A 14647-nucleotide genomic window follows, 5' to 3' on the forward strand; every position below is an offset into this window, starting at 1 on the left:
CGTATAGCCGTGTAAAACCGCGGTTGACTCAAACAGTCGTTTGAGCTATCTCACGGTGGGGGCGGACGCCGGATTAACCTCCGACGAGTGCCCGGCCCGTATTCGATCCGATCACATTCCTGACAGACACCGATACCCTGCACGTTGGTCAACAATTCGTCACACGCACAACATCGGTCCGGCAGCTGTCTCGGTGCCGTCGGTTCCAGTGAGAACATCTGCATGCTGTCGGTTCTCAGAGCCGCTATCGCGTCGGTAACGCTGTAGCGCTCCCCGCTACGGGAGTGTGGAAAGACGTTGGACAGTTGCCCCCCGGCGTATACCGTGAGACAGATGACCGGCGTCCGAAGAATCGTTCGCCGTTCCCCGGTGAACGACGACGTCGTGGTACGTACGTCGAAGGGGGGTTGGATACTCACGTCGTGGTCGTCAGCCCACGCCTCCATCTCCCGAAAGGCATCGATGACTCCAGTGTACGGCGTCCGCTCGGAGAGCACGATTTTGTCGGGCCATGCGTGGACGGAGGCGCTTTCGATCGTTCCCTCGGATTCGAGCTGACGAACGGTTTCGATCTTCGAGTCGATCGGCTCGACTAGCTGTGCCGGTCGGACGTAGACCGAGATATCGAGTGGTTCTGATCGGGTGGACATTCGGTGTGACATACTCGCCCACAGTACCCTATAACCGTAGTTGTACGATAGTCACGTTCGATTCACCCAGAAGAGGTATGGAGGAGACGTAGTGGCCAGATCCGTCCGAAACCGCTGTGATTGTTGGCGAGGACACCAGGTCAGTACGCGTAGTCGACGTAGCCCGGCGACGTGATCGGATCGCCTGCGCTGTCCTCTTCTAGCTTCTCGATTGCCGCCTCGAAGTCGCTCATCCGGACGTCCGTACGATCCTCACGGATCGCGAACATCCCCGCTTCGGTCGCAATGCTGGCCATCTCCGCGCCGCTGTGTCCTTCGGTCTCGCCCGCGAGTTCGGTGAAGTCGACGTCGTCGGCGAGGTTCATCCCGCGTGTGTGGATCCGGAGGATCTGTTCGCGACCGTCGAAGTCGGGCTCGGGAACCTCGATAAGTCGGTCGAACCGACCCGGGCGCAAGATTGCGCGGTCGAGCATATCAAAGCGGTTCGTCGCCGCGATGATCCGGACCTCGCCGCGGGCCTCGAAGCCGTCCATCTCCGAGAGGAGCTGCATCATCGTGCGCTGAACTTCCGCGTCGCCCGACGTTTTCGACTCGGTCCGTTTGGCCGCGATCGCGTCGATCTCGTCGATAAAGATGATGGCTGGTTCGCGCTCGGTTGCCAGCTCGAAGAGATCCCTGACCAGCCGAGAGCCCTCGCCGATGAACTTCCGGACGAGCTCGGAGCCGGCCATCTTGATGAAGGTGGCATCGGTCTCGTTTGCGACGGCCTTGGCGAGCATCGTTTTGCCGGTCCCCGGTGGGCCGTACAGCAGGACGCCACTCGGCGGCTCGATGCCTGCTTCACGGAACTTCTCCGGATTGATCAGCGGCTCCTCGACTGCCTCCCGAACCTCCCGGATCTGCTCGTCGATGCCACCGATATCGCCGTAGGTGACATCTGGCGACTCGTCGACCTCCATCGCCTGTGCGCGGGCGTCCGTCTCGCCGTCGAGGATCGTCTGAATCCCAAAGGAGTCGTTGACCGCGACGCGGTCACCCGCAGTGAGGTCTTCTTCCATACTCGGTGGAAGCTCCGTCAGGACCTCCTGATTGTTGCCGTGCTGTTTGACGATCGCTTCACCATCGGAAAGCTCTTCGACCGTCGCGATATACAGCGACGACGTTTTGAGCGCCTCGTTCTCGCGTTCGAGGCGGTCGGCTTCGGTCCGGAGCTCGTCGCGACGGCTACCGGCCGAGTCGAGCTGTTCGGTTAGCTCGTCGTGTACCTGCAGTATTTCAGCGAAATGCTCCCGCAACGCCTCGAGGCGCTCGGTATCGGACATATCGGGGTCTAGGTCGAGCCGGGGGCGATCCGGAAGAGAGGGACTGTGCGCCATTAGTATGGACCTTTGTTGCCCACGTTAAAAGTGCCTTTTGGGTCCGGTAGCACTGTCCAGAACCGACAGTCGGGAACGGCTTGCAAAACGGAACCGGATGGATGGACCGAGAACGGGGTTATCCTTCCATACCGCCGAAGGACAGCCCGCTTTCGACGTACCGCTGGCTGAAGAAGTAGATCAGCGCCACCGGTAACGCATAGACCAGTGCGTACGCCGAGAACTGCCCCCACGGCGTACTGAACTCGTCGATCAGCCGGTAGAGTCCCACCGAGAGCGGATGTTTGTCCGCGCTCAGTAGAACCTGTGCCAGGATGAACTCGTTCCAGCCCGCGAGGAAGACGAAGATCAGCACGACGGCGAGGCCTGGCTTCGAGAGCGGGAGGATGATCTCCCACATTACGCGCCATCGCGACGCGCCGTCCATGATCGCCGCTTCCTCGTAGGACTCGGGGATGTTGTCCATGAACGTCTTCAGCAGCCACGTGTTGAACGGGATCGCACCCGCTGCGTACAGGACCGCGACTGCGAGGAAGCTGTTCAGGATCCCAAGCTGGTTGAAGACCACGTAGATCGCGATCAGCGCCGCGATCGAGATCCCACCACCGACCTGCGTCAGCAGGACGTAGCCATACAGCGTTGGCTTACGGCCGTAGAACTCACGCCGTGAGAAGGCATACGCGGCCGGAACGATCAGCACGAAGGCGAATACGACCGTCGGGATGACCAGTTGCAGGCTGTTCGCCAGGAACGACCCGGTGAACGCCTCCCACATCCCCACGGTCGGGGCCTCCTGATAGTTGGGCCGGAAGAAAAAGCCCGAGTCGTACCAGAGCCACTCGAACGCACCGAGGTTGTACTCCGACGGCGAGGCGAAAAAGCCCTCCTGATACAGGCTTGCCGCACCCGTCCCCGCTGCCAGGGCCACGTTGATCATGTAGTACAGTGGGAACAGGATGACCAGCAGGATCGCGATCGCACCGAGCGTTGCGCCGGCTGTCAGTCCCACATCTCGGTAGGACGCGCGGCCATCGCGGAGCGCTCTGACCGTTCCGACTACCTCACGACCCGCGCGGATCGGTGCCTTTGCGCCGTGAACGACGTCATCCTTGATATCACCAAGGATGCTTTTGCTCATACTCATTGTTCCGAGAGTCCCTCCGCGAGTCTACCTTTCCTGACGTTGATCCACATGAATATCCCGATGAAGATCAGGGCGATCACCATGATCGCAGCACCGATCCCCATCCGCGGCGGCGACTGGAACGCCTCGCGGTATCCGTATAGCAGGATGAACTCGTTGTACCGGGATGGGCCACCGTTGTTGAAAATAAACGGCACCAGGAACTGCTGGAACGACGTCGCGCCAGTCAGGATCGACGCGAACCAGACCGGTCGCTTGATCGCGGGCAGCGTCACGTGGACAAAGCGGTGCAGATAGCCCGCCCCGTCGACTTTCGCCGCGTCGTGCAGCTCGCTGGAAACGTCCTGTAGGGCGCTGACGATGATGATGAGCATGAACGCGTACGCCAGCCACAGTTCCGTGACGACATAGGAGGCGAAGGCCATCCAGCGGCTGAAGAACCAGCCGATCGGCTCGGGGTTCTGTCCGAGCGCATTCCCGATGTTGATCCAGACTTCGTTGGCAATCCCGAAGCGTGCCGGACTGAACATCTGTCGCCAGACGGTGATCGTAAAGACCGGCGGGAGCCCGAGCGGGATGATCGCCAGCGCGCGCATGTAGCGCTTGCCACGCACGCGGTCGTGCGTGAACACGAGCGCGAGCGCTATGCTGAAGATGATCTTGAGGACGACACTGATGAAGACGAACAGCCAGGTGACGCCCATCGAGGTCCAGAACTGGCTGTCCTGAACGAGTCGACCGTAGTTATCGAGCGCGATGAAATCGTACGTGCCCCGGATCAGATCCTCCGCCCCACCGGCGTTGGTAAAGGACAGAAAGATCAGATACATGATCGGGTAGAGCATGAAGATCCCGTAGGTCAGCAACCCCGGTAGGACCAACAGCCCCGCCTGATCGTCTTTCGAGGGCAGACGCTGTGCTACCCAGGACCGGTCGGCGTTTTCACTGGAAAAACTCATGAAAGAATGTGGCTAGTGGATTATTCGTCCCAGCTGTCGCGGATGGATTCCCCTGCGGCAGAGAACTCCTCGGCAATGTCTCCGTCGTCGGTGAGGACTGCCGTCATTGCATCTTCGAGTGGCTCCCAGACCTGGTTCATCCGGGCGTCGACCGGCATCGCGACACCCTGTGCGAACGCGGACTGGAAGGCGGCGACCTCGTCCGGGAGGCCATCCTCGTCGATATCCTGAAGGACGGGGATGTAGAACTGCTCGTCGGCCCACCGCTGAGCGAACTCCTCGTTCGTGGTGTAGTACTCGCCGAACTCGATGGTCACGTCCTTCCGGTCCTCGTCCTCGTTGATCATGTCCGAGAAGTACCAGACGTCGATACCGGTGTACGGCGAGGCCTCACCGCCCTCGATCGCGGGCAGTTCGGCAACCTCGAAGTCGGCATCCTGGTCGTTGAAGTCGCTGACCGCCCACGGTCCGTTCATGTGGATCGGGACGTCGCCTTCGGTGAACGGAGTGACCTGTGCGTCGTATGCGAGGTCACGCGGCATGAACTCGTACAGGTCGCGAGCGATCTCCATGCCTTCGTGCATCTCGTCGTCGTCGACTCCGAGGTGTGCGTCGCCGTTCTCGTCTACCTCGAAGATACGGGAACCGAAGGCCTGCAGTGCCCAGCTGAACGTGTACACGTTCACGTCCTGGGAGAACCCGTACTCGCCCTGCTGTGGGTTGTGGTACTCCTCGGCGATATCGAGCATCTCGTCGAGGCTCTCCGGCGGCTCGTCGATGAGCTCGGGGTTGTAGAACAACGAGATCGTCTCACCTGCGGCCGGGAGGCCAACGACAGCATCGGTGCCCGGCGGCTGGACTGCCTCGACGGCAGCGTCCGTGAACACTTCGTCGAGGTCGATCGTCAGGTCCTCGGAGGCGTCCGCAAGGAAGCCTCGGTCCCAGTGGTTGCCGACCCAGTCGTGTGCCCACGACCACATTTCGGGCCCTTCGCCCGCTGCGACGGCCGTTTCGACGCGGTCTTCGAGGTCACCGACCTCGGAGACGGCGACGTCGTGGTCCGTTTCGTCCTCGAACTCCGCGACCATGTCGTCGAAGATGGCCAGCTCACCTTCGCCGAGCTCGTGCCAGATGGCCATGTCGCCTTCTGGCCCGTCGTCGCCGCCGAGACAGCCTGCGAGTGCGCTTGCTGCAACAATTCCGCCTGTGCTTTTAAGTACCGTCCGTCGGTCCATATCCATGGGTGAATCATTGAAGAATTATAACTTCCATTATTTAATAGTTGGGGTTTCGATCCCGGTGCTAGTAGCATACTACCCACAGAAACCAGTATACTCCTTCCACAGATCAGCATCCAACCGTCACAACCACCGGATACAGCGGGCAATATGTTCGGGACCCCGCAGTACCACGACCGCGTGTGGGACCGCTGCAACGGCGGCCGCAAGAAAGAAGACCTATTTCGTCACATTTCACAACGTTTGAGTAAGAGTTATACGTCCCGATACCGGGACAAATAATAATGGCAAGCATTACAGTGAGGAACCTTCGGAAGGAGTACGACCAGGGAACCGTCGTGGCCGTCGAAGGGCTCGATCTGAACATCGAGGACGGGGAGTTCGTTACCGTCGTCGGTCCCTCCGGTTGTGGAAAGACCACTACCCTGCGCATGCTTGCAGGCCTCGAACCCGCAACTGAGGGGACGATCCACATCGGCGATAAGGACGTCACCGACCTCCACGCGAAGAACCGCGACGTGGCGATGGTGTTCCAGAACTACGCGCTGTACCCACACAAGACCGTCTTCGAGAACATGGAGTTCGGGCTCCGGATGAGTACCGACCTCTCGCCGGAAGAGCGTCGTGACCGCGTGCGCGAGGCCGCAGAGATGATGGGCATCGAAGAGCTGCTGGGCGACAAACCGGATCAGCTCTCGGGCGGACAGAAACAGCGTGTCGCGCTCGGCCGCTGTATCGTCCGCGAACCGGGCGTCTTCCTGTTCGACGAGCCGCTCAGTAATCTCGACGCCAAGCTTCGGACGACGATGCGTACCGAGATCCAGCGCCTGCAGGAGGAACTCGGCGTTACCTCCATCTACGTCACGCACGACCAGGAGGAGGCGATGACGATGGGTGACCGAATCGTCATCCTCAACGACGGACAACTGCAGCAGGTCGGTCGGCCGAAAGACGTCTACGAGAACCCGATCAACGAGTTCGTCGGTGGCTTTATCGGCTCCCCATCGATGAACTTCATCGATGTCGAGGCCACGTCGGTCGGCGACGGGATCCGCCTCTCGGAAGTGGACGGACCCTTCCAGTACACCCTCTCCTCGGAGTACGGGGGCGATCTGAACACGAGCCTCAGCGGCCAGCGGTTCACGCTCGGAATCCGACCGGAGAACGTCAAACCAACACGTAGCGCGGGCGATCAGACGGTCACCACGACCGTCGAGGTCGTCGAGCCGATCGGCTCGGATAACTACCTCCATCTGGATATCGGCGACGACTTCATCGCACGCGTCGAAGCCGACTTCGAGCCCGAAGTCGGCGATCAGATCGAGGTGACGTTCAAACAGGAGCACGTCCATCTCTTCTCGCCCGAGACGGGACTCGACGTCCTTTCGACCGAAGAGCAACAGCGGAAAGCCACAGCGGCCTGACGACAGCGCGACTCGTCGGGAACCGAACCGCCTTCCGACCCACTGCTTTTGTCTTTTTTCACCGCCAGCAGTGGCGCTCTCGATCAGTCGCTAACTGAAAAGATTCCAGTGTTACAGCCCGAACTCAGTCGTCAGCTGGCGTCGCTTGCTGGGTCTCGTTGCCGGCCATTTCGGCGAGTTCGGTCTCCGTTGCGAGCCGAAGCGCGTGCGGCCAGCCAAGCGGTGTCGCACAGTCGGGTGTCCCGTCGTCGAAAAACTGCTCGGCCAGATACGTCGAGTCGAGACAGAGCGGACCGTCGGGGCGGATCGTTTCCATGAGATCCGTCGCACACTCGAGTAGTTCGTCGGCTTCGGCTCGGTCGTGTTCGTCGAGAACGCGGGCCAGCTTGGTCGCTGAATTTGCCCCCCAGGCAGTCGAGACCGTCCAGATCTTTTCGTCGGACTGTTTGCGCATTCGCCACTCGTCTCCCTCGAACCGGAAGAGACCGCGAACGTCACTTTCCTCGGGGTCGCGATAGAGACCCTCGATCGTCGTCGAGAGGTGTGAAGCGAGCCGATCGAGTCGCTGCTCGTCGATCTCGCTGATCGCCGCGTAGTCGTGGTGGGCTCCGGCCAGTGCAAGAGCGCTGGAATCGAGCCGCTCGTCGAGTTCGCCATCCTGCAGGCGGATCGCATACGCGCCCCGCTCGGGCATCCAGAGCTCGTCGATCGCGTCGTAGACAGCGTCGGCCTGCTCGGCCGCGTGTGCGGCAAGCTCGTCGTCGACCGGTGCACGAGCAACGGCGGCGTACGCGTGCAGGAAGGTCGCAGCGGTGTGTGCGAACCGGCCGGTCATGTTCTCCCAGGCGTTCTGTGCCGTCTGTGGGAGCCCGTCGTCATCGAGCGTGTCGTCGAGGCCGTCGATCGCGTCGGTGATGATCTCCTCGACCTGTGCCGGATCCGCCGGCGAACCGATCCGGAGATACGTCGCGAGGAAGGAGACGACGCTGCCGGTCTGGTCGGCCTGGTAGTCCGATCCGTCCTGGGGTCCGTCGTCGGCGTCGACGCCCTCACGCTCCTTGCCTGCCTCGATGCGGCCGTGTGCCCAACCGGGCGCGAGCGAGCCATCACAGGGCCAGACCCGGTGGGGCCAGGTTCCGTCAGGTCGCTGTGTCTCGGCGTAAAACTGCGTACTCGCTTCGTGCCACGCGGAGAGATCGAGGTCGGTTCGCGTGTCGGCTTCGAGCAGGAACCGCGATATCTCGGCGTCGTCACGGAACCACGTGTAGCCGTAGCCGCCGGAGTAGGTGTAGGTCGGATCGAAGTCCGGCCCGGCGATTCGCCCCCCTGTGTGCGTCGAAAGTAAGGACAGCACCCGGAGATCGTCCGTCGGGATCCGCTCGTCGTCGAGCCCGGAGTGCCAGTCTGGCATCTGTGCGCGTCCCGCTTCGAGCACCGTCTCGCTGGAGTCATACCGCGTCGCGAGTGACGTCACTTCTTCGAGCGCGTCGTTCTGTGGGGTCTCGGCGATCTCGGTCAGCAGCGACACGACCGTCGCGGTACCGTCCTCGAAGGGGATGGCCGCGAAGGCGGTGCCGCCGAGCTTGTTCTGTTCGTAGCGCCCGTCGTCGATCGCACGGGGGAACTCGACCGGCCCATCCTCGTCGAGCACCTCTTCGATCTCCTCGGGGACCTGGCCCAGAAGCGTCTCGAACTCGGTCGAAGCCGCGAGATAGTCGTGTTCACGTCGGTGATGCACCTGGAGGGCATCGGGGTGGGTGAGCTGGCCGACGCGAGTCGACGTCGCTTCGGGCGCGAACGTGACCGACACACAGAGATCGGCGTCTTCGACCCCGTCGATCTCGACGTTCGTGACGTGTGCGCGGTCGAGTGTTAAGTCACGCTGTCGGATCGTCACCGAGCCGTCAGTGAACTCGGTTTCGACGACTGCGGTCCCCTCGGCGTAGCTCTGGGCCTCGGTGTCGAGTTCGTCGAACCAGATGATCTCCCCGTCCGTCCGCAGACCGAACGCCAGAGATTCGATGCCCGCAAGACCGGTCAGTGGATACGAGAAGTCACGCAGCGAGCCGTCACGCTCGACATGGACGAGCCGGCTGTCGATGCCCGAAAAGATGCCGGTGGTCGACCGGCGCTCGCCGGGGAACTTCGTCTCGCTACCGAGGGTCTCCTTGTAGTCGCGAAGCGCGGTCCTGAGTTTCATTACCTGTTAAAAATTCACCCAGCGATATAAATATTGTTGAAAAAGTAATTCACAGATAGAGGTGCTGAACGGGCGGCAGACGTCATTTCAGCTCCGTTCCGACGATCGATCGACATGCTGCAGCTGATGCGATCCGTTTACTTTGGTGGGGCAGAAGTAGCCATATATGACCGATCCCGGACCCCCACGAACGACCACGGTCGGCGAGCCGATCCAGCTAGCTCCGTGGGACCCCGACCCTGACGAACACTATCACTGGCGTGTCGAGTCGGAACCCGAGGGGAGCGAGGTAGTGCTCGGCGACGCCCCAGTAGTCGAGCTGTGTCCCGACAGTTCGGGGACCTACCAGTGCGTCCTGTCCGCTCCGGACGGCGAGCACACCAAGCGAATCCGCGTATTCGAGGACGACAGCCGTCCCGCACAGTTCGAGCTACCGGTCGACGAGTCACCAGTCAGGCCCGACGACGACAGCGAACTGGTGATTCACGGCCCGTTCAACGAACATATCGTCGGTCCCGAGCGCCCGCACCTCGACGGTGACAAATACGTGTACGAGACCGAACTCCCGCCGGGTGAGCATATGCACTTTTTCGGCGACCCAGACGGCGACGTCCGGGCAGTACGTGACAAACTCACGGTGCCCGGACCGGGACGGCCACGAATTCAGCTCGACGCCGAGCTCACCGGCGAGGAGGTCGTTCTCACCGCGACGCCGCGCGCGCCATCCGCGGATGAGTACGCCGACAGCGACGTCGACGTGGAGTTCTACCTCGACGACCGGGATGGGGTCGACCGCACCGCACTCTCGGTAACGGGCCACGAAGCCCGACTCCCCCGCTCGGCGATTGATGGCGACGTTCGCGTCCACGCTGTCCCTGTCGCCGAGCGCCACGGCGTCGCCGACTACGTGCGGATCGACATCGATTCCGAGACCGTCGCGCGGCCGAACGAGCCGCCGGAATGGGCCGAGTCGGCGACGATCTACGAGGTGTTCGTCCGGGAGTTCGCGGGCGGCCGCCTCGACACGACGTTCGAGCGCATCGAGGAACGCCTCGACTATCTCGACTGGCTGGGCGTCGATTGTCTCTGGCTGACGCCGGTGCTGGAAAGCCCGACCCGTCACGGCTACCACATCACCGATTACTTCGACACCGCAAGCGATCTCGGCACTCGCGAGGAGTTCGAGGCGCTGGTCAATGCGTGTCACGACCGCGGAATCCGTGTGGTCTTCGACCTCGTGATCAATCACACCGGGGCTGACCATCCGTATTTCCAGTTGAGCGCGGCGGGCGTCGACGGCTACCGTGAGTGGTACGAGTGGGAAGATGGCGAACCACGACACTACTTCAACTGGTCGACGATCCCGAACCTCAACTTCGAATCGCTCGCTGTCCGCCGGTTCCTGCTCGACGTGGTCGAGGAGTGGGCCCCGGTCGTCGACGGCTTCCGGACCGACGTTGCGTGGGGCGTCCCCCACAGCTTCTGGAAAGAGCTCCGCGAGCGGATCAAACGGGACGATCCGGAGTTCCTGCTGCTCGACGAGAAGATCCCTCACGAACCGGAGTACCACGAGGCCGAGTTCGATCTGCACTACGATACGACGCTGTACCAGCAGCTACTCGACGTGGGCCGTGGCGACGCATCAGCCGAGTCGCTGCTCGACGTCCCGGACAGGATCGCCGACGCCGGGTTTCCCGATCACGCCCTCCAGATGCGGTACGTCGAGAACCACGACGAGGACCGGTATATCGAACAGTGTGACGAGGCGGCGCTCCGGGCAGCGGCCGCCGCGACCCTGACGTTCCCGGGCGTCCCGATGCTGTACTACGGACAGGAGCGCGGGATGACGGGCTACCGCGATCGAATGGCCTGGGTCGACGGCGACGACGAACTGACCGCGTTCCATCGACGACTGCTCCGAACCCGCGACGAGGAACCCGCGCTCCGTGGGGGCGATGTGACTCGCGTGGAGTGCCAGGTCGTCGACGGCGAATCGGATCGAGTGGTCGCGTTCGCCCGGGGGACCGACGCCGAAGACGGTGAGGATCCGCTCGTCGTCGCGCTCAACTTCGGCGCGGAGCCAGCGGTCATCGACCTCCCGGCGAGCGAGCCGACCGATCTTCTCACCGGCGAAGATGTCGGTGTATCGGCCAGCGAGCGAGACGTGGTCACCGACGGAGTCCGGGTACGTGTAGACGACGCTGTCGTCTGTCGGCGACCAAAGTGAACGGTTACTTCGTCTGGGAGCTCGGCTTCGACGCCCGCCTGACGTCCGAGGCCGTGGCATGGTAGCCGATCAGCCGGAAGCCGCCCATCTTTAAGTTAGTTGATGAGCAAATACTTCACAGTTAATATGGATGGACGGGGACTCGGAGACCTGCTAGAACAGTTCGGGCTATCCGAAAAAGAGATCGACACGTACCTCGCGATTCTCGAGCGCGGCGAGGCGAAGGCGAGCGAGATCGCCGACGAGGCGGATGTCTCGAAACGATACGTCTACAGTATCAGCGAAGAGCTCGACGAGCGGGGCTTCGTCGAGGTCAAAGACCACGAAGTACCGACGAAGATACGGGCCATCGCTCCGGAAGACGTCATCGAGCAGCTCTCGGGGACGCTCGATACGATGGAGCCCGAACTCGAACGGCGCTTTACTAGCACCGAAGAGTCGATCAAACAGTTCGAGGTTATCAAGTCCCGGTCGACGGTTCTCAAGCGGATCGAGACGCTGCTGGAACGTGCCGAAGAGGAGGTAACGCTGATCCTGCCACCATCACTGCTATCCTCGCTTCGGGCGACACTCGTCGAGACGGTCGAGCGAGACGTGATGGTCCTGCTCCTCCTGAGCGGACCCGAAGCGGAGAACACGCCGGTCGAACAGCTCGATGGGATCGCCAGTGCCGTCCGATCCTGGCAGGCCCGTGCACCGATGATCATCACCGTGGATGCGGAGTTCGGTCTCATCGCACCCAACGAGATGCTCTCGGCGTCGAACGCCGACGCCAACGCCATCTCGCTCGTCCAGCGCCAGCTGGTTCCGGTGATCGTCGGGTCGTTCTTCGGCAACTACTGGCCCATCGCCACAGAGCTGTACGTCGACGAGCCGATCGAGCTCCCGATAACGTTCACCAGCTTCCGCCACGCCGTCTTGCAGGCCGCGCTTCGGTCGAATCAGGGAGAGACTCTCACGGCAGTCGCCACGGGGCGGACGGTCGGGTCGGAAAACGACACGGAGACGATCGAGGGTCCGGTCGTTTCGGTCCGACAGGGGATGGTCAAACCGGCGACGAACTCGTTCCCGGTCGAGAGCGCCTTCACGATCGACGACGACGGCGAGTCAGTCTCGGTCGGCGGGAGCGGCGCGTTCATCGAGGACTTCGAGGCCGAGACGGTTCGATTAGAGTAACTCCTCGAACTCGTCCAGGTGCGTGTCGTACGTCGAGAGTGCGGACTCGATCGGGTCTGACGAGGACATATCGACGCCCGCATCGGCGAGCAGTTCGAGTGGGTACTGCCGCGAGCCCTGTTCGAGGAAGCCGAGATACCGATCGACCGCTGGCTGGCCCTCCCTGACGATACTGTTGGCAAGCGCGACCGCCGCGCTAATCCCGGTGCTGTACTGGTAGACGTAGTACGCCCGGTAGAAGTGTGGGATCCGCATCCACTCCCGGGCGATCCGGTCATCGATCGCCGCGGGCTCGTAGAACTCCGCCTTGAGGTCGCCGTACAGTTCATCGAGCCGGTCCGGCGTGAGCGCGCCGCCGTCCTCGACGATCTCGTGGGCCTGATGTTCGAAGTCCGCGAACATCGTCTGTCGGTACAGCGTCGAGCGGAACCGTTCGAGATACTCGTTGAGGATGTGCCGTCTGAACTGCGGGTCCTCGACGGTGTCGAGCAGGTGGCGGGTGAGCAGCGACTCGTTGACCGTACTCGCCACCTCAGCGGTGAAGATTTCGTAGCTGCTGTAGACGTAGGGCTGGTGCTCGCTGGTGTACTGCGAATGCATCGAGTGGCCCAGTTCGTGGGCCAGCGTGAACATCGAGGAGACGTCGTCCTGATAGTTCATCAGAATGAATGGCTGGGTGTCGTACGTCCCGCCGGAGTACGCTCCGCTCTGTTTCCCGCGGTTCTCGTAGACGTCGACCCAGCGCGAATCGAGCCCCTCGGCGACGCGGGACTGGTACTCCTCGCCGAGCGCACCCAGCGCCTCGACGACGTGCTCGCGGGCCTCGCCGTACTCCAGATCGGGGCTCTCGGTCTCGGTCATCGGCATGTACAGATCCCACATCCGGAGCTCGTCGACGTCCAGTGCGCGCCGTTTGAGTTCGGCGTGGCGGTGGAGTTTGTCGAGATTGTCACGAACCGTCTCTACGAGGGTATCGTAGACCTCGACGGGGACGTTCGGGCCGTCCATCGCGGCCTCGCGAGCCGTCTCGTAGTTACGCGCGCGAGCGAGTTTCACGTCCGCTTTCACACTATTGCGATAGGACGTCGCCACAGTGTTCCGAATCCCCTCCCACTCGTCGTAGAACTGTTCGTAGACCTCGCGGCGGAACTCGCGGTCCGGATCTTTCTGCAGGTTCGTGAAGTTCGCTAGCGAGATCTCGACGGCTTCGCCATCGGGGTCCTCGACGGTTGGGAACTCCACGTCGGCGTTCGTAAGGATGTTGTAGATCTCGCCGGACGCACCGGTGACCTCGGAGAGATCCGCGAGCAGCCCCTCGATCTCGGCCGATCGGGTGTGTTCGCGCATCCGGACCACGTCGTCGATGTAGTGCTCGTAGACGTCGAGTTCGGGCTCGGAGTCGAGCAGGGCGTCGAGTTCATCGTCGTCGAGGGACTGCAGTTCCGGCTCCAGAAAGCTCGCCGCGCTGGAGGCCTCGGCCGCGAGCGACTGCGAGCGCGTCGTCATCGCCTGATACTCCTGATCACGGGTATCCTCGTCCCGACGCATCCGCGCGTACGCGGAGATCTGCTGGACATCCCGCATCACGGATTCGTATAGCTCAAGAAACTCCAGCAGGGTCGTACCGTCCTCGACAACCTGCCCCTCGTAGCTCGCCAGATCGTCGACCCGCGCTTCGACCGTCTCGTAGGCCGCCTCCCAGTCCTCGTCGGTTGCGTAGATGCTTTCGAGATCCCACTTGTACTCCTCGTCGATCTCCGATCGGTCCGGTACGGAACTCATTCTGCCGAGTAGTTTGGCGCGACAGGTCAAAATCCTGTTGCCAAGATAACGGATGTCACAGACCGTGACCGCTCACCGACCACCGGCGACTTCGATCGTTCGCGCCAGACCGAGCACGGCGAAATAACACCCAACCGTCAGGAAGAGACCGAACAGCAGCCAGCCAAAGAGCGTCGTACCGAGGCCGGGATCCCGAAAGAGCGGCCCGACGAAGTGATAGCCCCCCACCGCGAGGAGCGCGCCCGCCGTGATGAACAGCGATGCGCGCCAGTACGCACCGTACTCTTCGGGGGACCGGTTCATGTGCCCGCCGAGGGCGTGTGGTCACAAAATCGTTGCCCTCCGGCGGTACCGCGGGGCCGTTCACCCGGACCGTTTCGTCGTTTATCGAGGCCCGTGATTCGGATCAGAGTACATATACCTGTCCTCGAAATGATGACTCAGACCGGTGCTTTTTCGTTATGCAGATCA

Annotated in this window: 11 protein-coding genes; 3 read left to right on the forward strand and 8 right to left on the reverse strand. The window is 62.1% G+C overall.

Going from position 1 to position 14647, the window contains the following annotated elements:
• Positions 1-50 precede the first annotated feature (50 nt).
• The 5 genes from AArcSt11_RS07620 to AArcSt11_RS07640 form a co-directional block, all read right to left on the reverse strand.
• Positions 51-650, reverse strand: a complete 600-nt coding sequence (locus tag AArcSt11_RS07620) for an HTH domain-containing protein (protein WP_250596004.1) — start codon at positions 648-650, stop codon at positions 51-53.
• A 140-nt stretch (positions 651-790) separates the two neighbouring features.
• Positions 791-2026: a proteasome-activating nucleotidase Pan2 gene (gene pan2 / locus AArcSt11_RS07625; protein WP_250596006.1), complete on the reverse strand. Its 1236-nt coding sequence runs from the start codon at positions 2024-2026 to the stop codon at positions 791-793.
• A gap of 118 nt (positions 2027-2144) precedes the next feature.
• Positions 2145-3170, reverse strand: a complete 1026-nt coding sequence (locus tag AArcSt11_RS07630) for a sugar ABC transporter permease (RefSeq protein ID WP_250596008.1) — start codon at positions 3168-3170, stop codon at positions 2145-2147.
• Positions 3167-4129, reverse strand: a complete 963-nt coding sequence (locus AArcSt11_RS07635; RefSeq protein WP_250596010.1) for a carbohydrate ABC transporter permease — start codon at positions 4127-4129, stop codon at positions 3167-3169. Before AArcSt11_RS07635 ends, AArcSt11_RS07630 begins: the two co-directional genes overlap by 4 nt.
• A gap of 20 nt (positions 4130-4149) precedes the next feature.
• Positions 4150-5364 carry a substrate-binding domain-containing protein gene (locus AArcSt11_RS07640; RefSeq protein ID WP_250596012.1) on the reverse strand — a complete coding sequence of 405 codons (1215 nt, stop codon included), beginning with the start codon at positions 5362-5364 and terminating at the stop codon, positions 4150-4152.
• A gap of 287 nt (positions 5365-5651) precedes the next feature.
• Here AArcSt11_RS07640 and AArcSt11_RS07645 point away from each other — a divergent pair, with 287 nt between their 5' ends.
• Complete coding sequence (locus AArcSt11_RS07645; RefSeq protein ID WP_250596014.1) at positions 5652-6791, forward strand: ABC transporter ATP-binding protein; 1140 nt, start codon at positions 5652-5654, stop codon at positions 6789-6791.
• Positions 6792-6915: 124 nt separating this feature from the next.
• Here AArcSt11_RS07645 and AArcSt11_RS07650 read toward each other — a convergent pair whose 3' ends face one another.
• Positions 6916-8991 (reverse strand): DUF7997 domain-containing protein, encoded by a 2076-nt coding sequence (locus AArcSt11_RS07650; RefSeq protein WP_250596016.1) that lies wholly within the window; start codon positions 8989-8991, stop codon positions 6916-6918.
• A gap of 166 nt (positions 8992-9157) precedes the next feature.
• Between AArcSt11_RS07650 and AArcSt11_RS07655 the strand changes: the two genes are divergently transcribed.
• Together AArcSt11_RS07655 and AArcSt11_RS07660 are read left to right on the forward strand one after the other, a co-directional pair.
• Positions 9158-11218, forward strand: a complete 2061-nt coding sequence (locus AArcSt11_RS07655; protein WP_250596018.1) for an alpha-amylase family glycosyl hydrolase — start codon at positions 9158-9160, stop codon at positions 11216-11218.
• Between the two features lie 126 nt (positions 11219-11344).
• Positions 11345-12394 carry a TrmB family transcriptional regulator gene (locus tag AArcSt11_RS07660; protein ID WP_250596020.1) on the forward strand — a complete coding sequence of 350 codons (1050 nt, stop codon included), beginning with the start codon at positions 11345-11347 and terminating at the stop codon, positions 12392-12394.
• Here AArcSt11_RS07660 and pepF read toward each other — a convergent pair.
• Together pepF and AArcSt11_RS07670 are read right to left on the reverse strand one after the other, a co-directional pair.
• Positions 12386-14176, reverse strand: a complete 1791-nt coding sequence (gene pepF / locus AArcSt11_RS07665; RefSeq protein ID WP_250596022.1) for an oligoendopeptidase F — start codon at positions 14174-14176, stop codon at positions 12386-12388. The genes AArcSt11_RS07660 and pepF overlap by 9 nt on opposite strands.
• A gap of 72 nt (positions 14177-14248) precedes the next feature.
• Positions 14249-14479: a hypothetical protein gene (locus AArcSt11_RS07670; protein WP_250596024.1), complete on the reverse strand. Its 231-nt coding sequence runs from the start codon at positions 14477-14479 to the stop codon at positions 14249-14251.
• Between the last annotated feature and the right edge of the window lie 168 nt (positions 14480-14647).

This window comes from Natranaeroarchaeum aerophilus (assembly GCF_023638055.1).
Lineage (GTDB): Archaea > Halobacteriota > Halobacteria > Halobacteriales > Natronoarchaeaceae > Natranaeroarchaeum > Natranaeroarchaeum aerophilum.